The organism is Paenibacillus sp. YSY-4.3, from assembly GCF_054767475.1.
Genome location: NZ_BAABMC010000001.1, coordinates 771,004 through 795,107, shown reverse-complemented (window position 1 = coordinate 795,107; position 24,104 = coordinate 771,004). Strand labels below are relative to the sequence as shown.

The 24,104-nt window shown below is 47.9% G+C and carries 27 protein-coding genes, 2 tRNA genes, 2 pseudogenes and 1 other annotated feature; of the genes and pseudogenes, 13 read left to right on the top strand and 18 right to left on the bottom strand.

The features are described from left to right. The first annotated feature begins 3 nt into the window (after positions 1-3). Positions 4-939 carry a YqhG family protein gene (locus tag ACYUJT_RS03695; RefSeq protein ID WP_460318895.1) on the top strand — a complete coding sequence of 312 codons (936 nt, stop codon included), beginning with the start codon at positions 4-6 and terminating at the stop codon, positions 937-939. A 152-nt stretch (positions 940-1,091) separates the two neighbouring features. Beyond that, positions 1,092-2,135 carry a hypothetical protein gene (locus ACYUJT_RS03690; RefSeq protein WP_460318894.1) on the top strand — a complete coding sequence of 348 codons (1,044 nt, stop codon included), beginning with the start codon at positions 1,092-1,094 and terminating at the stop codon, positions 2,133-2,135. Positions 2,136-2,221: 86 nt separating this feature from the next. Here the strand turns inward: ACYUJT_RS03690 and ACYUJT_RS03685 are convergent, their stop codons facing one another. After that, complete coding sequence (locus ACYUJT_RS03685) at positions 2,222-2,440, bottom strand: YqzE family protein (protein ID WP_460318893.1); 219 nt, start codon at positions 2,438-2,440, stop codon at positions 2,222-2,224. A gap of 205 nt (positions 2,441-2,645) precedes the next feature. On the opposite strand from ACYUJT_RS03685, the gene ACYUJT_RS03680 reads away from it, so the two are divergent. Continuing rightward, a complete protein-coding gene (locus tag ACYUJT_RS03680) occupies positions 2,646-3,278 on the top strand; it encodes an N-acetylmuramoyl-L-alanine amidase family protein (protein ID WP_460319758.1) in 633 nt (210 codons plus the stop codon). Here ACYUJT_RS03680 and ACYUJT_RS03675 read toward each other — a convergent pair. Further along, on the bottom strand, positions 3,265-4,158 hold the full coding sequence (locus ACYUJT_RS03675) for a divergent polysaccharide deacetylase family protein (RefSeq protein WP_460318891.1): 894 nt from the start codon (positions 4,156-4,158) through the stop codon (positions 3,265-3,267). The two genes, ACYUJT_RS03680 and ACYUJT_RS03675, sit on opposite strands and share 14 nt — an antisense overlap. A 233-nt stretch (positions 4,159-4,391) precedes the next feature. On the opposite strand from ACYUJT_RS03675, the gene ACYUJT_RS03670 reads away from it, so the two are divergent. The 4 genes and pseudogenes from ACYUJT_RS03670 to ACYUJT_RS03655 all read left to right on the top strand — a co-directional run. Next, complete coding sequence (locus tag ACYUJT_RS03670) at positions 4,392-5,315, top strand: permease (protein WP_460318889.1); 924 nt, start codon at positions 4,392-4,394, stop codon at positions 5,313-5,315. Between the two features lie 21 nt (positions 5,316-5,336). Then, the gene (locus tag ACYUJT_RS03665) at positions 5,337-6,311 is read left to right on the top strand and encodes a TIGR03943 family putative permease subunit (RefSeq protein ID WP_460318888.1); all 975 of its coding nucleotides are present in this window, start codon (positions 5,337-5,339) and stop codon (positions 6,309-6,311) included. 27 nt (positions 6,312-6,338) lie between these two features. Next, complete coding sequence (locus ACYUJT_RS03660; protein WP_460318886.1) at positions 6,339-7,340, top strand: CobW family GTP-binding protein; 1,002 nt, start codon at positions 6,339-6,341, stop codon at positions 7,338-7,340. 124 nt (positions 7,341-7,464) lie between these two features. Further along, positions 7,465-7,809, top strand: a pseudogene (locus tag ACYUJT_RS03655) (helix-turn-helix domain-containing protein); the annotation flags it as partial. Between the two features lie 88 nt (positions 7,810-7,897). Here the strand turns inward: ACYUJT_RS03655 and ACYUJT_RS03650 are convergent. From ACYUJT_RS03650 to ACYUJT_RS03630, 5 genes and pseudogenes are all read right to left on the bottom strand, one after another. After that, positions 7,898-7,981: transfer RNA gene (locus ACYUJT_RS03650), tRNA-Leu, on the bottom strand. A 138-nt stretch (positions 7,982-8,119) separates the two neighbouring features. Then, positions 8,120-9,349, bottom strand: coding sequence for a serine/threonine transporter SstT (gene sstT / locus ACYUJT_RS03645; RefSeq protein ID WP_460318884.1), 1,230 nt, complete (start codon positions 9,347-9,349; stop codon positions 8,120-8,122). A 157-nt stretch (positions 9,350-9,506) separates the two neighbouring features. Next, positions 9,507-10,625 carry an NAD(P)/FAD-dependent oxidoreductase gene (locus tag ACYUJT_RS03640; protein ID WP_460318882.1) on the bottom strand — a complete coding sequence of 373 codons (1,119 nt, stop codon included), beginning with the start codon at positions 10,623-10,625 and terminating at the stop codon, positions 9,507-9,509. Between the two features lie 344 nt (positions 10,626-10,969). Continuing rightward, positions 10,970-12,055 carry an aspartate-semialdehyde dehydrogenase gene (gene asd, locus ACYUJT_RS03635; protein ID WP_460318880.1) on the bottom strand — a complete coding sequence of 362 codons (1,086 nt, stop codon included), beginning with the start codon at positions 12,053-12,055 and terminating at the stop codon, positions 10,970-10,972. Positions 12,056-12,162: 107 nt separating this feature from the next. Beyond that, positions 12,163-12,425, bottom strand: a binding site (T-box leader). Between the two features lie 74 nt (positions 12,426-12,499). Then, positions 12,500-13,033 (bottom strand): annotated as a pseudogene (locus tag ACYUJT_RS03630) (GAP family protein); the annotation flags it as partial. Here ACYUJT_RS03630 and ACYUJT_RS03625 point away from each other — a divergent pair. From ACYUJT_RS03625 to ACYUJT_RS03610, 4 genes are all read left to right on the top strand, one after another. Further along, positions 13,029-13,244, top strand: coding sequence for a DUF4097 family beta strand repeat-containing protein (locus ACYUJT_RS03625; RefSeq protein WP_460319757.1), 216 nt, complete (start codon positions 13,029-13,031; stop codon positions 13,242-13,244). The pseudogene ACYUJT_RS03630 and the gene ACYUJT_RS03625 overlap by 5 nt on opposite strands. A gap of 153 nt (positions 13,245-13,397) precedes the next feature. Then, a complete protein-coding gene (locus ACYUJT_RS03620; RefSeq protein ID WP_460318878.1) occupies positions 13,398-13,778 on the top strand; it encodes a BlaI/MecI/CopY family transcriptional regulator in 381 nt (126 codons plus the stop codon). Then, on the top strand, positions 13,775-15,058 hold the full coding sequence (locus ACYUJT_RS03615) for a M56 family metallopeptidase (RefSeq protein WP_460318876.1): 1,284 nt from the start codon (positions 13,775-13,777) through the stop codon (positions 15,056-15,058). The genes ACYUJT_RS03620 and ACYUJT_RS03615 overlap by 4 nt, the downstream gene beginning before the upstream one ends. A 17-nt stretch (positions 15,059-15,075) precedes the next feature. After that, positions 15,076-15,663, top strand: coding sequence for a copper amine oxidase N-terminal domain-containing protein (locus tag ACYUJT_RS03610; protein ID WP_460318875.1), 588 nt, complete (start codon positions 15,076-15,078; stop codon positions 15,661-15,663). A 116-nt stretch (positions 15,664-15,779) separates the two neighbouring features. Here ACYUJT_RS03610 and ACYUJT_RS03605 read toward each other — a convergent pair whose 3' ends face one another. The 4 genes from ACYUJT_RS03605 to ACYUJT_RS03590 all read right to left on the bottom strand — a co-directional run bounded on the left by ACYUJT_RS03605 (position 15,780) and on the right by ACYUJT_RS03590 (position 18,182). Then, positions 15,780-16,553, bottom strand: coding sequence for a hypothetical protein (locus ACYUJT_RS03605; RefSeq protein WP_460318874.1), 774 nt, complete (start codon positions 16,551-16,553; stop codon positions 15,780-15,782). 89 nt (positions 16,554-16,642) lie between these two features. After that, complete coding sequence (locus ACYUJT_RS03600; RefSeq protein ID WP_460318873.1) at positions 16,643-17,641, bottom strand: DUF4367 domain-containing protein; 999 nt, start codon at positions 17,639-17,641, stop codon at positions 16,643-16,645. Further along, positions 17,607-17,969: an RNA polymerase sigma factor gene (locus ACYUJT_RS03595; RefSeq protein WP_460318872.1), complete on the bottom strand. Its 363-nt coding sequence runs from the start codon at positions 17,967-17,969 to the stop codon at positions 17,607-17,609. Before ACYUJT_RS03595 ends, ACYUJT_RS03600 begins: the two co-directional genes overlap by 35 nt. After that, positions 17,970-18,182, bottom strand: coding sequence for a sigma factor (locus ACYUJT_RS03590; RefSeq protein ID WP_460318871.1), 213 nt, complete (start codon positions 18,180-18,182; stop codon positions 17,970-17,972). Positions 18,183-18,403: 221 nt separating this feature from the next. On the opposite strand from ACYUJT_RS03590, the gene ACYUJT_RS03585 reads away from it, so the two are divergent. Next, entirely contained in the window at positions 18,404-19,444 is a 1,041-nt protein-coding gene (locus ACYUJT_RS03585; protein WP_460318869.1) for an NADH:flavin oxidoreductase, read from the top strand. 149 nt (positions 19,445-19,593) lie between these two features. On the opposite strand, the gene ACYUJT_RS03580 is transcribed toward ACYUJT_RS03585, so the two are convergent. The 3 genes from ACYUJT_RS03580 to ACYUJT_RS03570 form a co-directional block, all read right to left on the bottom strand. After that, positions 19,594-20,292 carry a hypothetical protein gene (locus ACYUJT_RS03580; RefSeq protein ID WP_460318868.1) on the bottom strand — a complete coding sequence of 233 codons (699 nt, stop codon included), beginning with the start codon at positions 20,290-20,292 and terminating at the stop codon, positions 19,594-19,596. A gap of 317 nt (positions 20,293-20,609) precedes the next feature. Then, positions 20,610-20,846 (bottom strand): DUF3977 family protein, encoded by a 237-nt coding sequence (locus ACYUJT_RS03575; RefSeq protein WP_460318867.1) that lies wholly within the window; start codon positions 20,844-20,846, stop codon positions 20,610-20,612. A gap of 103 nt (positions 20,847-20,949) precedes the next feature. Further along, positions 20,950-21,033 (bottom strand) — tRNA-Leu (locus tag ACYUJT_RS03570). A 250-nt stretch (positions 21,034-21,283) separates the two neighbouring features. Between ACYUJT_RS03570 and ACYUJT_RS03565 the strand changes: the two genes are divergently transcribed. Continuing rightward, positions 21,284-22,189 carry a hypothetical protein gene (locus ACYUJT_RS03565; protein WP_460318866.1) on the top strand — a complete coding sequence of 302 codons (906 nt, stop codon included), beginning with the start codon at positions 21,284-21,286 and terminating at the stop codon, positions 22,187-22,189. Positions 22,190-22,302: 113 nt separating this feature from the next. On the opposite strand, the gene ACYUJT_RS03560 is transcribed toward ACYUJT_RS03565, so the two are convergent. From ACYUJT_RS03560 to ACYUJT_RS03545, 4 genes are all read right to left on the bottom strand, one after another. Then, complete coding sequence (locus tag ACYUJT_RS03560; protein ID WP_460318864.1) at positions 22,303-22,650, bottom strand: carboxymuconolactone decarboxylase family protein; 348 nt, start codon at positions 22,648-22,650, stop codon at positions 22,303-22,305. Between the two features lie 69 nt (positions 22,651-22,719). Next, a complete protein-coding gene (locus tag ACYUJT_RS03555) occupies positions 22,720-22,935 on the bottom strand; it encodes a hypothetical protein (RefSeq protein WP_460318863.1) in 216 nt (71 codons plus the stop codon). A gap of 153 nt (positions 22,936-23,088) precedes the next feature. Beyond that, positions 23,089-23,427 (bottom strand): hypothetical protein, encoded by a 339-nt coding sequence (locus tag ACYUJT_RS03550; RefSeq protein ID WP_460318861.1) that lies wholly within the window; start codon positions 23,425-23,427, stop codon positions 23,089-23,091. Positions 23,428-23,512: 85 nt separating this feature from the next. Then, the gene (locus ACYUJT_RS03545) at positions 23,513-24,085 is read right to left on the bottom strand and encodes a xanthine phosphoribosyltransferase (protein WP_460318860.1); all 573 of its coding nucleotides are present in this window, start codon (positions 24,083-24,085) and stop codon (positions 23,513-23,515) included. Between the last annotated feature and the right edge of the window lie 19 nt (positions 24,086-24,104).

Genomic DNA, 24,104 nt, shown 5'->3' with positions numbered 1-24,104 from the left:
ACAATGACTATGACCATGGAGCAGATCCAGCAGTATGTGCTGGCCTATCTTAACATTACCGAATGCCAGATACTTGAAAAATCACCCCATCACGTGACCGTCAAGTTGTCTCTCCAAGCGGACAAGGATTTAACGAATCGCCCTTATTATTGGAGCTTCATCGAGCGTACCGGAGCCGAGCCGCAAACGATGTCCTTCAAGTTCGTCTTCGACGCAGAGCGCCATGATGCAGAACTTGCCGCAGCCGAGCAAAATGCGCCGCAGCCGCAGGAGGATCAAATCCTCGGGCGCCATTATGGGGCGCTTCGCCCCCTTCCCGTGCTTGGCCCGGCGAGGATTCAACGCGAGGATCTGGCTTTCGGCAGCCCGCGCCTGAAACAAATCTTCGATGCGGCGCTTCGACGGGGCCGCTGCGTCTATTTATTCGAGAACGCTACGCCAAAACAGCGGATGACCCTGCTGCCTGCGGCTTACGAGCCGTGGCTCGGGGTCAATTTCAAAATCGAGTATTGCTGCGATATGAAAAGAGAAGAACTGCGCTCGCTCGGCATTTCCCTGCTGACCGGGCAAATCGACACCTCCTTCAGCTCGAGACTGCAGTCTCTCTCCCTCGTCCCCCGCGTGCCGGAGAATGTCCATATCGAGCCGACCAAGCTATCCATGGAAGAGGGGCGCGATACGCTCGAGCAAATCATCCGGACGGAAATCGAAGCTTGCGACCAGACCTGGGCCGAAGATGCCAACGAGCGGCTTCAGGAGGAACTGCTGTTGATCGACGGCTATTATACCGATCTTCTCCGCGATCCAGATGAAGAGAAGAATAAGCTGGTTCAAGAGCAATACGAATCGCGCCGTGGAGAAATTCGCTGGCAGTACGAGCCGAGGATTGTCGTATCCGCAATAAACTGCGGCATCTTCCATTTGCGTCTGCGGCGGTAACGAATAATTGACCCTTCTCGCTAAAAGACCGCAAAAATAGAAGTAGTCCGGACCAAGCCCCCGCGACAGGTTGAGACAACCTTCTTGACGACTCTCTTTTAAGATAGAAACAAGTCAAACGCGATAAATTATTCGAAAGCTGGTGATCGTTTATGTTCATGTTCCGCTTTCCTTATAAAATATGCCTTGTTATGCTGCTTGGCCTGGCCCTCCTTGCCGCTCCCTTGCCGAGCCTGCAATTTGTACAAGCCCGCGATCAGGAGGGCTTGCTCATCCCATCGGCCTTACTTGCCCTTGCCCCTTCCGCTCCGGCCCCAGAGGAAGCGGTCCGGTTCGCCGAGCAATTAATCGGCAAGCTCTCCGCCAGTAAACCATTTACGGACTGGAAGGGAGCCCGCCCGGAATTCCAGCCCCTGGGGCCGGGCATGCACGCCTGGCTCGTGACACTAACCCAGGATGGCAAGCCTGTAGGCTATCTCATCCTCGGCGCCCGGCCATCGGGCGGCTACGCCTTAATCGAGTATGGCGCCGGGCCGGAGCCGTTGTTCGACACGGCCGCGCTGCAGCGGGCGATGGCGGCGGAGAGCGACGTGTCCACACACTCCGCTTCGCTCCCGTCGCATCAAGCAGCGCTCCAGGTCGAACAGCTCTACGCCGGGCCAACGCTCGCGGAATGGCGCATCGTTGACAGGACCGGCCAGGCCAAAGGCCTGCAAGCGCAAGCGACGCTCGGCGAGTCGCTGACCCAGCAGTACCGGGATGCCCGCAACGCCGATCCGCTGCCGGATAATGAATCCGTATGGCAGAGGCTGCTGTCCTCACCGCTTCAGCTGTCCTCCGCCATCGTTGCCAGCGGACCTTCAGCGCCCGTCCCTAACCCGCCGACAATTACGGCTGACAGCTTCGATCCAAACGACAATCTGCTGTGGCTGGCAAGCGGCAAGCTCAAGCTCACGGCCGCCTCTCTAACCCGGGAACTTCGCCAGCACCAATCACTTGTCTTCGCAGCCCGCAGCGAAGACCGCAATTATACCCTGCCATTGCCCGTCTACGGTTACCAGACCTGGGAACAAGACAGCGATACCGCTGCCATTGAACGAGTATATGTCATGACTGGCTCGACCGAGTCCCCCCGCTTCATCGCTTTCGACGAACTTGCAAAGGCGGGACAATTTTACAACAGCATAGTCCAGTAAAAGCGCGGAATCGCTAAACGGAAAATCAGCCAAAATAGAGCCTGGAACTTAGCTTCCCTAGCTTAAGCTCCAGGCTCTATTCTGTTTTATTTCGGACTGGCTGTGCCTTTCCCTTTTTTGCTGAACGATGGTTTATGAGCCATCTGGCCCCACCACATACCAAGGCTGAACGGAATCATCCCGAACCACCGGTGGCTCCAAGGCTCCCTCCCCTTTGCCTGACTACGGCGGACATCCTTCGGCGTCTCGATGTAATCCACGACTCGTTCGGTAATGTATTTGACCAGTTCATCTCCCTTAGCCATTTTGCAGCCCTCCTTTTTGTGGGATTGGTCAGACATACTTCTGTTTACACTTAGTTTGCACCGTTTGTCTTTACCATAACCCCATAGCTCCAATGTATGATTTATCAAAATATGGCTCATTCTATAATACATACATCCCCGTGGAGGTGGATCCATGAGACGCAAACGCCTTTCCTTGCTTGCCTTAATCTTTGCCTTCAGTAGTATGTACGGCACACTCGCGATCGCCGGAGATAATTCATTCCAGCACGCTTTTCCCCAGCCCGTTATTCTCATCGATGCAGGACATGGCGGAATCGACGGCGGTACTTCTTATGGCGAAATTCTGGAGAAGGACATCAATTTAGAAATTGGCCGCCGCCTCTATCTCATACTTCGCAGCCACGGATATCGGGCGATACTGAACAGAACCGGCGATTATGCTTTAAGCGACGATAACCGCTGGCTGCGCAACCGCTCGCGCCATATCCGTGATCTGGCCCAGCGCAAGCAGTTGAGCGAAGAGCTTCCGTCGGAAATCGTCGTCAGCCTTCACGTGAATTGGGGCAGGAATAGATCGAAGGGCGGCCCTATCGTGCTTCATCAGGCTGAAGGCCGCAGCGCCATACTGGCTTCCTCGATCCAGAACTCCCTAAACAGCCTATATGCTTCCTCTTCCTTGCCACAGGTCGGCAAGCCCTTTTATTTGCTGAATCATGTGGATTGCCCCGCCGTCATCGTGGAAACAGGCTTCCTTAGCAACGCCAAAGACCGCGCATTGCTGATCAGCAAACGCGGCCAACAGAAAATTGCCGAGGCCATTTATGGCGGAATCGTCCAATATTTTACGGCAATATGAACCCGCCTCCCGGCCATTGTCCGGGAGTTTTTACATCGCGGACCATTTCCGAAACACCTACAAAATCGATGCCCTGCTCCTGAAGCTTTGGAATATACTTTTTAAGCACTGCGGCCGTCTTCTTGCCTTTAGTGCCCACATGGCCGATCGTTATGCATTTTCCTTCGGTTTGCACTTGTTCTGCGACCTTGTCCATTTGCCGGGAAATATGAGCCTCCGTATGCACATCATCGAGAAAAATATCGTTCTTGATCTGCGGCATGCCCTTCTGCCTGCATAATTTAAAGATTATGGATCGATAATTCGTACGGCTATCTACAAAAAATAACCCCCGCTCCCGGCATACATCCAAAATAATGGACATCACGCGTTCATCCCCGGTCACTTTAGATCCCATATGATTATTGATTCCGATTGCATAAGGGACGTTTTCAATTGCGGCTTCCACGTTCTTCCGTATTTCTTCATCGGTCATTTTCGTAAGGATTGCTCCCGGTCCAAGCCATCTCGTTGGTCCTTGCTTCGGCTCCAATGGAAGATGAATCAGCACATCATGCCCGACTTCATGTGCTTTGCGCGCATCCGCTTCCGTCGTTGGCAGGAAAGGCATGACCGCCACGGTTAGCTTGACCGGCAGATTCATGATTTCTTCTGTACCCTGCATCCCGTTGCCCAAATCATCGATAATAACCGCGACCTTTTTGCCATGTTCCAGCTGCTTACCTTCAGCCTCTATAAGTCGAGCCGCATGCTCGAAAATAGATGCACTTCTTTGTTCAGCTGCTGTAAATCCCGGGAACATACTGATCGAACTTAGGCTTAACAATAAACAACAACATATTTTCCCGAATGCCCCCCAATTTGCCGTATTTCGATCCATATGCGCCCTCCTAAGAAGTATTTTCCATGGCCGTGATCGTTCCGTTTCCTTAACGTCTTTCCTATTATGACTGTCCTAGCCCTGATTATTCGTGGTTAAAAATGCATACACTCTTCCCATTTCTTTAACTTCATCATTGTTATCGATCACTTATTTTTCTTGTTATTTGTAATATTTACGATTAAAATGTTTTGTAGATACGCATAAATTACGATTAAAGGAGCTTTTAGTGCATGACGCTGCTTCAATCAAGCTTTACTACGGACTTGCTCACATTTAAAACGATGTTTATCAGCATTTTTCTCGAAGCTCTTCCATTTATTCTACTAGGGGTTATTTCTTCGTCATTACTGCAATTGTTTGTATCGGAGCAGCGATTAGCGCGGATCATTCCCCGAAATCCGCTGCTGGGCATTCTGTTTGCCAGTCTTTTCGGAATTCTCTTTCCGATTTGCGAATGCGGCATGATTCCAGTTATTCGCCGTTTAATGGCTAAAGGCATGCCCGCATATATCGCAACAGTATTCATATTAAGCGGGCCGATTCTCAATCCCATTGTTTTCTTCGCGACCTACACGGCTTTTCGTAATCGTCCGGAAGTGATTTATTCCAGAATGGGGCTTGCTTTGGTCGTTTCCTTCATCATTGGGCTCATCATATACCGTTTTATCCTCTACAATCCGCTCCGCTTAAGCATCGGAACTCTCTACGATGAAGAATCGAAGATTATGGAGCATCCGACCTGGAAGAGCAAATTAACTTCTTTATTTATGCATATGTCCAATGAATTTTTTGAAATGAGCAAGTACCTTACGATTGGGGCCATTATAACAGCAATGATACATACTACAGTCAACACGGGTCAATTGACGGCGTACGGTCAAGGTCCCATTTCGTCTCATCTGCTGATGTCCGGCTTTGCTTATTTGCTTTCGATTTGCTCAACATCGGATGCCTTTGTCGCTTCCTCTTTCGTCAACACTTTCTCTACAGGGTCTCTCATCACATTCCTTGTGCTGGGCCCGATGCTGGACTTGAAAGGAACGCTCATGCTGTTATCGGTATTCAAGACAAAATATGTCGTGACGTTGGGGGCGTTAATCCTCCTGACCGTGCTAGGTTTGAGCATTGGAATGGATCAATTATGGTTCAGATAATATGGCATAGAGGGGTATCCAATGAAAAATCAAAAGTTGATTACACTGCTTCACTATATCATTAGGACTATTATTTTATTGGCCCTATCCGGCTATATCGCCTATTTGGTCGAAACGGGCAGCCTGCAGCTGTATATTGGAGAGCGTATCATGCCGTTGGTAAAATTATCGGCTCTGGTCGTTTACGCGCTAGCTGTCATCCAAGGCTTTATCGCCTACAGAAGCTATAAAGGCGCTATCATCGAATGCGATTGCTGCGGCAGTTCGCCGTCAAACTCATGGCCCAAGGCAAGCTTTCTCTACGGAGTGATCGCTCTTCCGTTATTGTTAGGATTTTTTCTTCCCGATACTGTGCTTGGAGGCTCTTTTGCCAGCAAAAAAGGCATCGTATTGAGCTCGGCTTCTTCCCCCTATGCAGCTCTAGGGCTCCAGCCGCAACAAGAAGAGGCAGAAGTTGACCCCTCAGACGCTCAGTGGGCTGCCGCTCATTCCGAAGGTACGGAAGTAACAGATTTAAGCACCTCCACTGAACCTTCTGATCAGCTGTTTTATGCGGATAACGATTTTGATCGGGATCTGGCCGAGCTGGCCAAGCGGATCTACGATCTGCCTATTATTGAAGTTACGCCTGAAATCTATATGGAAATTCTCTCTAGCATCGTTACGTTCAAGGAGCATTTCCTCGGCAAAAGCATTGAAATCTCCGGTTTCGTTTACCGCGAACCGGATCTTGCAGACAATCAGCTGATCGTGGGAAGAATTGCCGTCCAGTGCTGTACGGCCGATGCTACCCCTTACGGGGTATTAGCCGAATTCATTGGCGCTTCGGAGTTTAAGGACGATACCTGGGTCAATGTGAAAGGCACGATTGGCGAAACCGAGTATAACGGAATCACCATTATCAAAATTGATGTTGCGGAATCGAGCGTGATTAATGTTCCGGATACCCCGTATATTTATCCTAATTTTGATTTTCTAAACGTTAGTATTCCATAAGAAAAACGCCTGTGAGGAGAGGTACCTATGAAAACTCCCGTTATTATAATCAGCGGATTTTTGGGCAGCGGCAAAACCACCCTGCTCCTTGAACTCATCAAAGCGCTGCATGGCCGGAAGATCAGGCCCGCGATTCTCATGAATGAATTAGGCAAAGCGGATGTAGACGGTCTTATCCTAACAGAAGCCGTGAAGGGACTTCAGCTGGAAAAGCTGTTTGATGGCTGCATCTGCTGCAGTAAAAAAAGCGAAATCTCCGGTTCGATCACAAGCTTGCTGGCTCTGGCTCCTGATGTGATCCTGGTAGAGCTTACCGGAGTAGCAAATCCTGAAGAAGTCGTCGATGCCATGGCTGAACCTGAACTGCTAGGCAAGGTTGCTCTACATAAAATCATCACCGTTGTCGACGCGGAAAATGCGCTGGAATATAACAGCATATTCTCGTCTGACAAGCAGCTCGTTCACACGCTTCGCCGGCAGCTGGCTGTTGCCGATGTAATTCTGGTCAATAAGCAGGATCTCGTGCCCGATTCGCATCTGTCCAAGGTTCAACGCTTGATCAAGAAACATAACGAACAGGCCGTCGTCTTTAACACTGCGTTTGGGAATTTCAATCCCGAATCCGTGATTCATGGACTTGGGTCCTTAAATCTTCAAGCCAAAGCACCCAGCCCGTTTAAACTCGTCCGGCAGCACCATTATCATGACGATGCCTCCGCTTCGTTCGGCGGACAAGACTACGCTTCGTTTTCACGTATTCAAAGCATTTACATTCCTATAAACAGACAGGACCAGTTATCGTTGAAGAAGATGGAAAAGTTCTTAAAGGACAAGGACAAACGGGTTCTTCGCGCAAAAGGGTATATCCCCTTAGAGGATCCCTCCTACGCATCGCTTATTCAATTCTCCGGCAAGCAGATTCGCATGGAAAGTGCGGGATACAAAGGACCTCATTACATGATCATCATCGGATACGAACTTGATGAAAATGCATTGCTGGAACAATGGCATGCCAGCGTGTTAAAGTAACTCGACAAATAGCGCACGTCCCCAGGTTATGGGCGTGCGCTACGTGTACCGGAATGATACGTTCATATGTGCAATTCGTGGAATTGGTTTACTGCCGACGAGGAGTTCAAATTTTATATTCAGTATGCATTTGGCAAAGGCTATTTCCTATATGGAGGATAACTATTTGCAGCCGCTATCGCGTGAAGAAATTTCAGCCAAATCAAATATTTCCGTCAGGCACATGAATCGGATTTTTCAATCCTTTTACCAAACAACGCCTTTCGCCTATCTCCAGCAGCTTCGATTGGAACATGCACGCAGACTGCTGAACACAACAAACTTTCCCATTTCGGAAATTTCTTATAAAAGTGGATTCAATGACAGCAACTACTTTACTCGACAGTTTACCAAAGTCTTTGGCATGTCCCCCAAAATGTATCGGAAGAATCGGTTGATAGTTAAATTTTCAAACGAATCCTCACCGTGAACTTTCGCCCGAGAACGAGCATCAATACAAAAAAGCTCCTAAATCTCCATTAGAGGAAAATTCAAGAGCTTGCTCATTGATAGGTTGATGCGGTCGAGAGGACTCGAACCTCCACGGGGGTAAGCCCACACGGACCTGAACCGTGCGCGTCTGCCAATTCCGCCACGACCGCAAATGATGATAACTGCAGGAGTAAATTCCTGAGCAACAAAATATATGTTATCATGTTACTGAACTTGAGTCAATCATTATTTTATCATCAGCTAATTTTTCAGCAAAAAGCAGGGGCGTACACGCCCCTGCTTTTGGTCTAAGCACTAACACTCGTACTATTGGCTTCTTTACGTTTTTTGGCATACTCAGCCGTAGCCGTAAAAAGTACGTCAGAGGATGAGTTCAACGCCGTTTCAAAGGAGTCTTGCAAAACACCAATGATGAAGCCTACGCCAACGACTTGCATAGCGATATCATTTGATATACCGAACAAGCTGCACGCCAGAGGAATGAGCAGCAGCGACCCTCCGGCCACACCTGAAGCGCCCGCAGCGGAGACGGCGGACAGGACGCTAAGAATCACCGCTGTGCTAAAATCCACAGGAATGCCGAGCGTATGGACGGCCGCTAGCGTTAAGACGGAAATCGTAACCGCCGCACCCGCCATATTAATCGTAGCTCCTAATGGGATGGAAACCGAATATGTATCCGGGTCCAATTTTAATTTTTCACATAATCGCATATTAATAGGAATGTTCGCCGCAGAACTCCGGGTGAAGAATGCCGTTATCCCGCTTTCCTTCAGACAGCTCAACACCAGAGGATAGGGGTTCTCGCGGGTATTCAGATATACGATCAATGGATTAACAACAAGCGCTACAAATAGCATACACCCAATAAGCACGAGCAGTAATTTCCCGTAATTAAGCAAGGACGAAAGCCCGTTCGTGGTAATGGAGTCAAAAACAAGCCCCATGATCCCAAACGGTGCAAATTGTATGACCCATTTGACGATTTGCGACACGGCATCCGAGAAATGAGTGAGCATGCTTTTCGTGTGATCATTGGCGCCTTTTAAAGCGAGTCCAAGCAGGATCGCCCAAGCGAGAATACCGATATAGTTGGCGTTCATCAGAGCGTTGATCGGATTGTCAACAATCTGGAAGAGCAGGTTATTCAGTACTTCAACAATGCCTCCAGGAGGAGTCAGCTCTACCGCATCCGCTACTAGAGATAGCTTTACCGGAAAAATAAAACTTGCCCCAACGGCGATAACCCCTGCCAAAAAAGTACTTAAACCATAGAGAGCGATAATCGCCTTCATGTTAGTCTGGCGCCCTTTTTTATGATTGGCTATAGCAGACATGACCAGCAGCAACACTAATATAGGGGCAACCGCCTTTAGCGCGGAAATAAACAAGGATCCGAAAATAGCGATACCTGCTGCCTGTGGAACGGATAGGGCCAAAATAACCCCAAGAATAATTCCTACAAAGATTCGTTTAACAAGACTCAGTCTGTTCCACCTGAGCATCAGTGTCTTCATTTGTTTCTCCTCCGGATACTTATGATGAGAATTGAACTAGCGTCGCCCCGACGCTTTAACGAGACATAGCGCTAGCGCTAGTTTACCATGCATATGATCGTTTGTGAACGAATGGAAATAAGTGTGCGATATTTTTCAATTTGTTCACGGGGGGTTATTAGCCCATGGCCCCTTCTACCTTGTAATCCTCTAGTGCAATATCGATGTCCAGACCGAGAACCAGCTTGGCCAGCTGATATCCGATATAGGGCCCCATCGTTAGGCCCGACGCCCCCAAGCCGTTCGCAACGAAAATGCCTCGCCAACCGGGAAGAGCGCCGATCACTGGCAGAAACCCCGGAGTGAACGGACGAAAACCGACTCTTGCCTCAACAAAGGTGCTGTCGGCTAACCCTGGTGCAAACGCCAATGCCTTATTAAAAACCTCTTGCAAGCCGCCCGCTGTTACACGGGTGTCGAAACCTTCCGGGTCGTTTTCATGCGTAGCGCCGATCACAATCCGGTTGTTGTCAAATGCCAGGATATACTGATCCCCGGGTGGCATGACGACAGGCCAAGTATTTGTATCCATACCGGGATATGCCAAATGGACGATCTGCGCTTTTTGAAAAGTCGCTTTGAATTCCACTCCTAACGGCTTCAGCAGCGGATTGACCCACGCGCCGGCGCAAACGACAACGGCGTCGGCATGGATCGACTCGCCTCGGACCCGTACTCCTGTAACTGAACCGTTGCCAAAGCAGAGCTCCGCTTCTCCATCCAGAATAACGGCGCCCTTTCTGACCGCAGCACGGAGCAGCGCATCCCGGAGAGCTCGTCCATCGACGCGGGCAGCCCCGCTAATATGCAGCGCGGCATAGTCATCGGCAAGCGGCGGAAATAAACGCTTCACCTCGTTAGGGGTGAGCAGCGTAATGTCGCCCATCTCCGGGGCATCATGCCTGCGCTGCTCGGCACGTTTTTGCAATTCAACCAGCTTGTCTTGCTCTTTATGAATGCGGAGTGCGCCGACACGCGCATAGCCGGTTTCTGTCTCACCGTCTCTTTCCAGCTCTTCGATCAATGACGGATAAAAACGTGCCCCTTCCCTGGCCAGTTTATACCAGGCTTGATTGCGCCGCTGGGAAATCCACGGACAAATGATCCCGGCAGCGGCGTCCGTTGCCTGTCCCCGGTCTTTCCGGTCGACAATGATCACTTCCGCCCCGCTTTTGGCCAATTGATATGCCGTAGAAGCGCCTAAAATCCCCCCGCCAATCACGATAATCTTTTGCATACAACAACTTCCTTTAGTTTGAGGTAAATGTGTAAATTTAGATGTATTCCTGGTATCTATTCTAGATCAATGATGGAAAAGCACGAAAAAAGCTGGATTTCATGTATCTAAAACTTGGTTTTCAGCTTTATTAGCCTAGAAGCCTCAGTTTAATGACATGAAATCCAGCTAATTGTATATTCAAACGGCGAACGTGGTTTTAAATACAACCAATCCATCTAGGGGGCAATCACTACGTTAACCACTACAATTCGTGGTACCCCCTATTTTTCTGCGTTTCTCGGTACCTCTACGCTTCACCGAAGCTCAGGTGGGCCCATTTTCCCAAAAGGACAGGCAATGAATTACTTCGGTTGAATGTAACCTTCTGCTTTAAGCAGTTCAGCGATCAGTACAGCGCCTCCGGCTGCTCCACGCAAAGTATTGTGCGATAGCCCCACGAATTTATAATCGTACAGCGAATCCTCGCGCAATCTGCCCGTCGAGACGCCCATGCCCCGCTCGATGTCGCGATCGAGTCCGGTCTGCGGTCTGTTTTCTTCTTCAAAGTAAGTGATGAACTGCTTCGGTGCGCTTGGGAGGTCAAGCTCCTGCGCTCTTCCTTTGTATTGCTGCCAACGCGCAATGATTTCCTCTTTGGAAGGCTTGTTTTTGAACGATACAAAAACAGTAGCCAAATGTCCATCCGTCACGGGCACGCGAATACATTGCGTCGTGATCAGAGGAGCGCTTGCTTTAACGATTTGGCCATCGTCAACACGACCCCAAATGCGCAGCGGCTCCTGCTCGCTCTTTTCCTCTTCCCCACCGATGTAAGGAATAACGTTGTCCAGCATCTCCGGCCAATCGGTAAAGTTTTTGCCGGCTCCGGAAATCGCCTGATACGTCGAAGCGACCACCGTTGTCGGTTCAAAATCAAGCAAAGCATGCAGAGCAGGCACATAACTTTGAATAGAACAATTCGGCTTAACGGCAATAAACCCAGTTTCCGTTCCAAGCCGTTTGCGCTGCGCAGCAATGACTTCAAGATGCTGCGGGTTCACTTCCGGAATGACCATCGGGACATCAGGGGTCCAGCGATGAGCCGAGTTATTGGAAATGACCGGGGTTCCCGTCTTCGCATAAGCCTCTTCCAAAGCTTGAATCTCTTCCTTCTTCATATCTACCGCGCAAAATACAAAATCGACCCCAGACGTAACCTCTTCTACTTTCGCTGCATCCTGAACGACGATATTTTTTACTCCGTCCGGAATTGGCGTGGACAGCTTCCATCTGCCCTGCACGGATTCTTCATATGTTTTGCCTGCAGAGCTTGCGCTAGCCGCAATAGCCGTTACTGTAAACCAAGGGTGCCCATCCAACAGCTGAACAAAACGCTGACCAACCATCCCCGTACCGCCAACAATACCTACTTTTAATTTTTCTCCCATGTCATATCCTTTCCTTTCCATGTCTATTTAGTCTGTACCCGGAACGTTCCTAGCCTATTTTCTCCCATAAATCAAAAAAACCCCACCCCCAAGACTTCTTGATCCGTCTTGGGGGCGAGATTTGTATGCCCGCGGTACCACCCCAGTTTCGTTAATATGTCGCCATATTAACCTTTTCAAGTACAGCGTCCCATTGCGCGCTTATACTCTAGCTCTATAACAGGAGCTCCTGGCACACCACCCCGACGATCGTCGTTCCGATGCGCTGCTCAGAGTCTTTTTTCAATAAAGAAACGCTTTGCTCCTTTTCAGCGGATGGAGCTCTCTGTAAAAGATTTCATTTATCTACTTTTCTCATCATCGCATTTAATATTGCGATTATATTACCAAATAACTGCGCGAACGTAAACCCATTTATGAAATTTACTTTTTAGACCAAGACCATTATAAATAATCCAAACTATTTAAAATGAGAATAAGTCCCACGATACACAGCACCCATGACAAGACTGAGCCGGATTGCTTGGCAATGCTCGCCTGAAGCCGTTCCAGCGGCCTTTGCATCATCCGCCCGAATAACAAATACAACAAGAATAGAATCAACGAAGGCAGTACCATAATCAAATTATAACCTGCCATCACTGGCAGCCACTGATAGAGGGTCAGATCAGCCGTCGTCATCAGACCAATGGCTGCAAAATAAGGAAACGCCGTTCCCACCTCAATCAATGCTGTTGTAAATCCCAGCACAACCATCGCGAATCGGCTTTTGGACTTTGGACGAGGCAATTCCGTTTTACTTTTTTGCGGAGTGTAAAAACTGGCTATAAACAAGCCCGCCCCAATGATGAAGATCGCCCAGCTTACCGCCCTGCTCTGGAAAAGAGAGGCTACCGATTCGAGCAGCACCCCCATGCCCAGCATCAGCATAATCCCTACCAAAAAATAAAAGCCGGCGACCGTCAGCAAATAAATCAGGTCCGTCTACAGCGGGAACGTAATTTTAAACCTGAAGGATAAGGATTCCAACGTAAAATGGCGGCTTAAATCAGGAAGTGGACGACGCTCTGTTGCTATTCCTTGGGACGAACGCCAGGACAAGCAGAAATCGACAGAGGGACTCACGGGGAATGGTTCCTTTGACGTGTATATTGAGACGCGTTCAGGAAATATCAGCATTAAGGAATAATGTAGCAGCCTGTTCATTCGTAAGCGAAGTACTGCAGAAAGTGAAGAAGCTAATTTGAAACATATGGGAATTTAATCGTTGACACCTGCGACAACTTGTCGTATATTCAATCTACGACAAGTTGTCGCAGTAAAGAATTGAGGTGCGCGCCCAATGAAAAACTTAGGAAAACTATCCGAAACCGAGTTGGAAGTGATGGAGGTGATCTGGGAAACAGCAACAACCGTAACGGTCAATCAGCTTTTGGACATTTTCGAACACAAAGACTGGAAAACATCAACGTTGTCAACCATACTGAATCGGCTCATCGAGAAAGGGTATTTGACTAAATCCTTGAGCGGCAAGACAAATTATTACGCTCCCGCTTTGACGTTGAGTGAGTATAAGAAATACGAAACCCGCTCCTTTCTTGGCCGCTTATACAACGGGAAGGTAAAGAACTTTATTGCAGCTCTGGTTGATGATGAAGAACTCAGTCAAGACGATATAGCGGAGCTTAAAGATTGGTTTGCCCGCAAGGATGGCAGGAAATGATGATGGGCTTCGTTTCGTTCCTATTCATTGCCTCATTCGCCGGCACGATCCTTTGGATTTTGCAGTACAGTCTACAGCGCGTCACGCAAAATTACTTCTCCCAAACATGGCATTATTATTCCAGCTTGATTCCCGTAATTTTTCTTCTTGGCGGATCAGAGATCATGAGCAGACTAGTCTCTTTTATTCCCTCTGCCTCTTCTGGTTCAAACCATATTCAGGCTGCCGGAATGATTGCGGAGCCGTACGCCCAAGTCTCAACAATTGAGCAAACCGCGGCCAACGTCTCCTTCTGGATTACACAACGATTTGACGAGCTGAGGCGCTTCAGCAGCACAAAGGAATTTATGCTCATTGCAACACTGATTTGGACTGTTGGAGCCACTGTTTTTATCTTGGTAAATATCCGAAAGTACCGGGCGTTTAAGCGTTCCATCTTCCGAGGGAGCCAAGTACGGCATATTGTACAATGCCCTGTACAAGTCATTGCAAGCCCTCATGCAACCACCCCATTGATTATGGGGTTTTGGAATCCGATTGTTGTACTGCCGGATATCTCCCTTAGTCAAAAAGAGCTTGCCATGATTCTATCCCATGAACTCGTCCACTTAAAACGCGGCGACTTGTTTATCAAGCTGATTGTTTTTGCGGCAAATGCAATTCATTGGTTTAATCCTGCAGCCTACATACTGAACAGGCAGATTTCCATGTTTTGCGAACTCTCATGTGATGAAAAGGTCGTTCAGCACATGGATATAGAGGGCAGAAGAAGTTACGGTGAAACATTGTTATCTATGCTGGAATATGGCGTTATGAAAAAGAATGTAGTTGGCACAAGCGGTCTATGCAGCCCCAAGGAGCATATGAAAAGGAGACTTATTCATCTTATGAATGTGAAAAAAATGAACAAGCCAGTAATGGCACTGTCTATTGTCGCTGCTATCGCTTTGGTTGGCGGAGGCGGTGCTGCCGCTTATGCGGCGGGATCTGCTTCAAAAACCCCGACCGATCAACAAGTTGCAGGTTATAATGTGACCGTTGAATATCCAGATGGAAAACTTGAAGCTTTTGATAAAGACGGAAATCGGGTTGCCGCGAAACCGAAAGAAAGCTATGCCCCTAAGAAGTTAACTACTGAAGAGATTGTGGATCGAATAAAAAAACATATTGAAAAGGGAATTACTGTGCCGCAAGGATATATCGACGAACTTCCGCAACAATACTTGGATGCCATCAATGAGAGTTATCGTTTGAAGCTTCAAAAATCAAATAGGAATTAAAGCTGGAGATGATGATCTTGTTAAAAATAAAATGGAAATTTACCACAACCATCAGTTTACTTGTGATCCTTATGACCGGAAACTTAGCGTATGCTGCTGAGGATTTCTTTTGGTCAGAGGTTGAACCTATCCTTACTTGTTATAAGAACCGCGACGGAAGCGCTGCTGAAATGGGTATAGTGGTAGATGGTAAAAGAGTAAGCCAAGATATTCCCTCTTGTGAAGATGCTAGGAACAATCGTGTATTAGTTCTCTTGAATGGGAAATATCTTAATACCTATGCCGGAACCGGGGCAGATCCGTTTATTGAGAATGGGCGGACTATGATTCCACTGCGAGCACTTGCGGATGGATTCGGCTTTGAAGTGGACTGGGATCAAAACGATAAAAAAATTACATTAAATAAAGATCATAAAAATATCCTTATGCAGGTCGGAAAATCGGAAATGCTGGTTAATGGAGAAAAAGTGAATTTGGAAGATGTCGTGCCCATGGTTAAAAATGGCGTTACATTCTTACCCGTCAGACAGCTTGCTGAAATACTTGATGTTAAAGTGGATTGGGACAACTCAACAAGAATAGCAAAGTTTACGGAAAAATCATAAAGAATAGATTTTACGAATCTTACAAGAATAGCCTTAGTCCAGTAGAACTGAACTAAGGCTATTTTATATCTGAAGTACATTATCCTACTTATATACTAGGCGGTGAACCCTCCGCTCTACTCCTGCAGAATACTTTCCGCAATCGCTACGAGATCTTCCTTCGTCAGAGGACTTTTCTTATAGGTAGCAATCTCATACTCCAGCTGGTTTTCCGCATCTTCCCAGGTTAGCTTGTTCGAGTAGACAGCATTGGAACCCGTAGAATAGATCGCTTCGATCCCGTCCAAGCTCAGCTTTTCAAATTTCTCGCCCTTCCCTGGTACCCGTGTGATTTCCGTAATTAGCGGCTGCACTCTTTTGGCGCTGATTCGGATAATATCCTTCTCTTTAGCGAAGACAATAGCCGCTTCCCCGGCTTCACTCCAATTTAACTTTTTAGCGTAATATTTTTTCCCTTTCGCCTCCGCTTTCAAATCCGCTAGCAAATCTTGATATGCTTGACTAAGAAAATGGAAGTATGGCGGAGAAATTTCGCTCGATTGAAAAACATATCCCTCCGGGAGCCACGCCGGCTGCTTCAGCTCCGGCGCTTTGTGAACGGACAGTAGATTCAAATAATCCTCATAATCCGCGCTTCTTATGGATAGAAAATTATAAGAAAGCGTATTGTCTGTCCCATCATACATGACGGTTAAATCACCCGGTTTTTTCGTACTGGAATGGATGGCCAAAGCCTCTTTTTTCTGAATTTCGAGAGTGCTTTTGCCCGATGCCGCTTTTGTCTTGGACTGTGGCTTTGCTGCGGCAGCTTCCGCAGCGATTCCACTTGCTGAGCTTAGCGCAAGCAGGATGCTTGCAGTGGCGATCATCGTTTTTGTCGTAAGGTTCATGAGTAAATCTCCTTTCGGCCAGACAGGCACATGGTTTGTTTACTTGTATAATGCCTGAGCCTTCCGGAAAGGGACACTCCGGAACAAAGTCATTTCAACATGCTCTCTACAATGCGGACGAATTCAGACTTGGACAGGGTACTGCCCGAGTTGTCGTAAACGGAATAATAGACCTCCGCCTCTTCATCAAGCCATTCCAATTTGTGCTTATAGTGAGCATCTGCCGCCGCTGCCTCCATATAAACCATCTCTTGTCCGCTTGCCGTCAACTTCTCGACCAACACGCCCTCGAGATGCATGGATACTACTGAGGAGGGATGCTTTTTCCGTACATAAGCATTGATATTGATCGTATCCTCCCCATTGGCATATCTCGCATTTGCACTGCCCGCTGTATTCCAGGACAGCGGTTTGATGAACAATTTGGAGTCACTGGTGGAGGTCTCAGCCATATGGATAAATTCCGGCTCCAGCCTTTTCAGATTTTCTAGACTGGCCTCCCCTTCCATCACACTGGGAAATACATTCCCCGCTTCGAAGGAGAACCCTTGCGGCAAGTATTTGGGTTTTAAGAATAGCGGCCCGTTTGTCATTTCAAGCTGTTTCTCAAATGCCTCATAACTGCTGTGCTCCAACGGCTTATATACGGTTTGAACCTTATTTCCGGTGTCGTAAGCATTCAGCGTATCGTCATGGACATAGTAGGCCACGAGTTCACCTGGCTTAAGCATCCCTAAGACATGCTCTCTATAGGCAGACCTCATTTCATGATAAGTCTTGGCATGGGGAGTAAACGCATCCTCCCTGAATTCCTTGGTTTCAACAATAACTTCGCCTTTGGGGTTCAATATTTGCACATACCGGGAAGCCGCGAGGCCTGTTAAAGAGGTCAGCACAATAATGAGGCTGGCGATCATGACTACGGCTCCCGTCTTAGCCCGAACCGTTTTTTTGCCGCTGCTCCGTTCATGGATTTCCCTGACCCGGTTCATTACGCTCAGGCGTACATCGATGGTATCCTGAGCCTCTGTGGTCAAAAGCTCCTTTAGCGTTTCATCTTGAAGAATAGTGCCGTTCTTTCGCATCATACCCCGCTCCCCCTTTCTGCTCCATCAGCCTCTGCAGCTTCACCTTCAACCGGCCGTATTTTTTCTTGACCGCTTCCGTGCTTTTCCCTGAAATTTCTCCAATCTCGGCAAATGATTTCTCTTCAAGCGCCCGTAATACTAGCAAACTGCGCTCCTCTGCGCTTAAGGATGTGATGGCGGACGCGAGCGGCTCTCCGAACAATCGGCTGGTTATCGTTTGTTCCGCGCTTTCAGCGACCGTATTCTGCCGGAACCAGCTCTGAAATTTACGCTGGACGCTGCGCTTGCGCAGCAGATTGAGGCAATGGTAATGTGCAATCTTATACAATCAGGATGAAAAGCTGCCACTGGGCTCATACATTTCTATTTTCTCGAATGCTTTGACCAGAATGTCCTGCACCGCATCCTCCGCCTCTTGCCGATTTCCCAACATACGGCTGCAATAGCGAAAAATCGGAGCCTGGAATGCTTCAACGATATGTACATACTGATTGATTTCGCCTGCTTTGACTTCCATGACGCATTTTTCCACAAACTCCATTAACCGGCCCTCCTCTCTATCTACTGTATAACACTTAAGCATCAGTAAAAGGGACAGTAATAGCGAAACTCATTTTATAAAAAATCACCCTGATTCTAGAGCTTCCGCCCCAAGGTCAGGGTGATTACATTTTCCGCACAGTTACTAGCCTATTTGAAAAGTATAATTATCAGTGCTAATATATTGGATAAATATGGAATAAGAAACCGGAGGTAATGTGAATGAATTCTGATCAATCCATTCAATCGTTGTTTAAACCCTTTTCCTTTGGGGATACGACATTATCAAATCGAATTGTGATGGCACCGATGACAAGACAATTTTCTCCTGATGGGGTTCCGGGAGCGGATGTGGCTGCTTATTATCGCCGCAGGGCTGAAAACGCCGTTGGACTTATCATTACCGAAGGGACAGTCATTAATCACCCAGACTCATCCAATCAAAGCAACGTGCCGCACTTTTTTGGCGCAGATGCCTTGAATGGTTGGGTAAACGTAGTGACAGAGGTACATAACGCTGGCGGGAAGATTATACCTCAGATCTGGCATATGGGTGCTCGAGGCCATGTTAATGATTACTCTGAATCGGATATTGAGGCAATCATCCAAGCCTTCTCTCAGGCAGCATTTGAAGCCAAGCGTTTGGGATTTGACGGTATCGAACTTCACGGCGCGCATGGTTATTTAATAGACCAATTTTTCTGGGAGGAAACGAATCAACGCACGGATCGATACGGCGGGGACTTCGTAGGCCGTACCCGGTTCGGGGCAGAGGTCATCTCAGCTTGCCGTCATGCTGTCGGCCCAGATTTTCCGATCGTGCTGCGGTTCTCGCAGTGGAAGGGAACAGATTACACAGCCAAATTAGTGAAGACGCCAAATGAGCTGGAAAGCTTCTTGGCCCCCTTGATTGACGCAGGCGTAGACGTATTCCACTGCTCCACTCGCCGATTCTGGGAACCTGAATTCGAAAGCTCCCATCTGAACCTTGCCGGCTGGACAAAAAAACTGACGGGTAAACCAACAATTACCGTAGGCTCGGTTGGTCTGGATCGTGATGTGACGAGTTTCTTTACTGAAGGAAAGGGAGCCAGTCTTAGTCGGGTCGACGAATTAATCGAAAGACTTGAACGCGAAGAATTCGATCTGGTAGCCGTAGGCCGGTCATTAATAGCTGACCCTGCTTGGGCCAGCAAGCTCCGCGAAGGCAGAATTGACGATTGGGTTCCCTTTGATCCCGAAGCGGTGAAGAAGCTGTATTAAGTCACCGTAGGATCCATTTCTAACCCAGGCTTCATCTAACGGGATAACCCCGTATCTTCGAGCACTAACAGTCTTGTAAATAAATATAATCGCCAGAATGCCCCCTGATCACAAAATCATCAGGGGGCATTCTGTTAATTAATTCATTCCTACTTCAGTTTAGCTACACTAACAGCGACCTGCTCGATTTGGCTGCTGCTCAGGGAACCGTCAGGGGAGCTAATCGTCACCGTACGGTCATCCAGTTGGAAACCCAGCATCGGTGTATCGGAAGGTGTATACCACTTCGCGATGACGCCATTAGACAACTTGACCTCCTTGGATTCATAATCGGAGGAATAATCCCGTGGCGACACATTAACAATCATATGCTTAAAGATCAAATTGACTCCATCGTCCGTAGCTGCTGCTTTTACGTAGCTGTCGTTTACGGCCATTTGCTTTGGAGCATACGCCGTCTCAAAGGATTCGAAATTGGCGTAAGCCTTTTTGATTGCCTTAATCTGAGCTTCATTATAATTGATGATCGTCAATTCACCTGCAGGCTGGTTATCCCCGCCTTGTTTCGTTTCCAGCCGAATCTGCTGGCTGGCAGCATCGAACTGTACATCGATTCCAGCCATGTTGGAAATGGCTCGCACCGGCAAATACGTCGTATCTTGGTAGGTGATCGGCACCAGCTTATTGCCGTTACTATCTGTTAAGGATTGAACGGCTCCGTTTACTTTAAAGGTAATGCCGTGATTCAGATAAGCGCTGATCTTCTCAAGCTTGCTCCCGGCATACACACCGGCTGCTCCCGATAAAGCCATTCCCACTACGATGAGGAACAAAAGTCTTTTTTTCATAACGCTCTCTCCTTTTCTTCTGCTTTTTCTGAACATAATCATGGTGCGCAGCACATAAGTACAGCCGCCCGGATGCTGCTCTCGTCATTCACCACTTGTTATGAACATCTCCTCGCATGCTTTTGTACCATGTATTATAACAAACAAGAATTTTCTGTAAAAATTTTAGGTGGAGTATATCACTTTCCAAATAGTTTAGGAGAAATTAAAGTATGGGCTACAGCTTTACATGGACTTCAAACCCCTCCGTATATGTATATTTACATAAGGAGTTTTTATTAAAGCTGTTTTCGCAAATATTGTTATTATAGGTAAACTTAAAGGCTTACTATGCCAAAAATGATTTTAAATTCGTTTCGGTTCTTTTTGGTCACTTTTAAACCTTGTTTCAAATCAAAAATTAGTACAGTTTTTCGTATCCAAATTCGTATGTATGCTGATTGGAACTTTATAGGTCGGACTATTCCTTTTTCTTCAAATTCCGTGCCATCACTTAATTCTGTTTCCGTCCTAATGAGCCACTTGTTTCCTATTCCAACTTCAATAAATCTCAAAAAGAGGCACCTCTTTTCATGTTTAATTGATTCTCTTGTATAACAAAAAAGGTTCCCAATCTGCTCAGATAAGCAAATCAGAAACCTTCTGTGTATAACTTGATGCGGTCGAGAGGACTCGAACCTCCACGGGGGTAAGCCCACACGGACCTGAACCGTGCGCGTCTGCCAATTCCGCCACGACCGCATGTTGTCTTGTCTTGGAGAGTGTTCTCCGCAGCGACAAGATATATAATATCACGCTGAACTAAGAGAGTCAACAACCTTTTTTATACTTTTATGACCAGGTTGCAAGGCTTAAATCTGCCGCTATTTCCAGGCTTCTAATAGCTTGCCCCTCATCCCCTAGACCAGTTGGAAAATAATACCTCGGACTGATGCAGCCTTATCTTGCCTTCCTTTACAGTGAGAAATAACTATGGTCTGGAGGTTGAATGATGAATCAAAAATTAACCAGCTTCAACAAAAGTACTACCGTAAAATTATTCGAAGGTGAGTGGGTACTTGTCTGCATCGGTCTACTAGGATTTGCGCTGGCAGCAGCTTGCGGTATTTGGGTATTGCTGTATGGAGGCGCAACATCACCAAACGGCGATGTCTCCAGAGCCATATCCTTTGATGCCGCATTAGGTATTTTTCTAATTTCTACCGCGGCGATTAGCCCTCTTTCCGGAATGAGCTCCAACAAACGGACGTTCTTTCGCTGGGCCTTCGTTATCCTAGCACTATATTCTTATGGAGCAGAGACCATCCAAAATTTTCGCGGCGTCAATCCGCGTTTTGTCAATGCTGGTTCCTTCTTTGACCATTTCGTCGCCAACGGCTTTGGCCTGATCGCGCTCCTGCTCGTTATCGTCTATATCTCCTTCTCCATCCCCTTCTTTCGCAAAAAAGCGGCGCAAACCCGTCCAGACATCGTACTGGCGATCCGATACGCGCTGCTTGCCACGATGCTTTCCTTTGCAGCAGGCATTTGGATTTCCGTCAATCAAAGCCGGTTTACAGGGCTTGAAGGAAATATAATATGGCTACACGGTCTCGGTTTCCATGGCCTTCAGGTTCTTCCGCTTATCGCTTGGTTAACTGAACACTCCACAATAACTACAGCAGTGCGACGCAGAGTCATTCATCTTGCTGGCATCCTTTACTTTCTAGGAGTCCTATTTATCGGATGGCAGACCGCAATTGGAAAGTCCATTTGGGAATGGTCCTGGCTTCCTCTGCTAGCCTGCGGCTGCTTTATCATCACGATAATTATCGGTGCAATTGTGCTATACCAAGCCAAACACATACTATCGCCGGCATATTGGCAGAAGGCCGGAAATAAGAACGTCGCCTCATAATCCAAGCTGGCCTCTCCCCAAGCTTAGCCCTGTAAAAAAGCTGTCCTCGGGGCTTCCAAAGCCTCAAGGACAGCTGATTGAATTACAACGCGCGCTTTAACCAGACCCTCGCGCTACTGGAGCGCTGATTCTGCCGCCAAAGCCTGCTGCACACGGGTGACTCCCTGCGACAGGGCATTACCTGCGAGCGCAGCAGAAGTTACGGCGACGGTCTCCAATATCTCCTCGTCGGACGCTCCCTTAGCTCGCGCCTCATTGACATGATACAACGTGCAAATTTCTTGATTCATGGACAACGCAATGCCTATGGCGATCAACTGCTTCGTCTTGGCATCGAGCGCGCCATCCGCAAAACACTCGCCCGTAAAAGCGTGATACGTCTCCGTCACTCCGGGCATCGTCTCGCCGTAACGGTGGATTTCCTGCTTGTATGCGCCTATTTTATCGCTCACCAGCGACATGGACGGACATCCTTTCCTCAGTAAAGTAAAGTTTCACTTACTACGGTGTCCCGTCCGGTCAAAAATATGCTATCCCTCCGGGGAAATTCGCGGTTCGCGGGAAGGTTGAATGATATAGCTCCGATCCAGCTTGACGACATTGCGATTTGGCCTGCGAATCAGCACATGCGTGTCGTCCCAAGCCACGACGATGCCCCGAATGTCATTCTCCGGTATGGCATCCCGCACGACTCGCACTTTCTCGCCAGATACTCGGTAAGCGTCCAATTGTTCATCCGAAATCACGGGACAATCACCTCCTTCTTTCTATCTTATCACAACCATACAAGACCTATAAAAAAAATTAAACGCAGAAAAAGACCCCGCAGCAATGGCGGAGTCTCACTATATCGTTCACCTTATGACCAAGCTACGAACAAACCAGCAAATTATCCCTAATTAACGCTGTGCATGCTCCCGGCTGTCGTTCTTCTCAAACCAGAAATCAAGTACTTTCGCCGACATTACCCGCTGCTCTAGATAAGCCACCTGCTGCGGGCTGAACTGATCCTTCCATGTTATGGACAGCTCCTCGCACAGACCTGCGATCGTCAGAAGCTGAGACCAGGCCACATAGCGTTTGTACCAGAAGAACTGGGGATGCTCAAGCATATAGGGATAAAGGTCGTCAAATTCCGTATGTTTACAATCCAGGGCACGTTCAAATATAACCTTGGCATCAGACAATTTAGAAATAAAGAAATTCGCGTCTACAACAGATTGATTTTGATCCCCCATCGTGTTTGCCTCCTCTCCCTAGTGCTCCCATTATATCGAAAAAAAGAAGACCTGCAAAGGATTGTTGCAAAATTGGTACAATTATTTATTCGGCAAAAGTGATTTTGCCGCCCTCAAGCGAGACGATCTGCACGAGCGATTCCAGCCGAATTCCCTGCTCGCGAATCGCTTTGCCGCCAGACTGGAACGTTTTCTCGACGACGATCCCCGCTCCAACCAGCTCGGCGCCGGCTCGCTGAATAATTTTGATCAGCCCCCGTGCGGCATCGCCGTTCGCAATAATGTCATCGATAAACAGAATACGATCATTTTCCGAAATGAAATCACGCGAGATCAGAATGTCCGTCACAATTCCTTTCGTAAACGAGGGGACCCGCTCACAGAGCATATTACTCTCGGCAAGCAGCGTCTTTTTCCGCCGTGCGAATACCAGAGGAACCCCAAGCTCGTAGGCGGCAGCAAACGCTACAGCGATCCCGGACGATTCCACCGTAACTACGCGAGTAACGTTATCCTCCTTGAAACGTCTGGCGAATTCCTTGCCCATTTCCATCGTCAGCTTGGGATCGACTTGGTGATTGAGCAGAGCGTCCAGCTTAAGTACCTGCTCCGAGACGATAACGCCTTCCTCGGCAATCCGTTGTTTTAACTTCTCCATACTATTTCCTCCCGGGTCA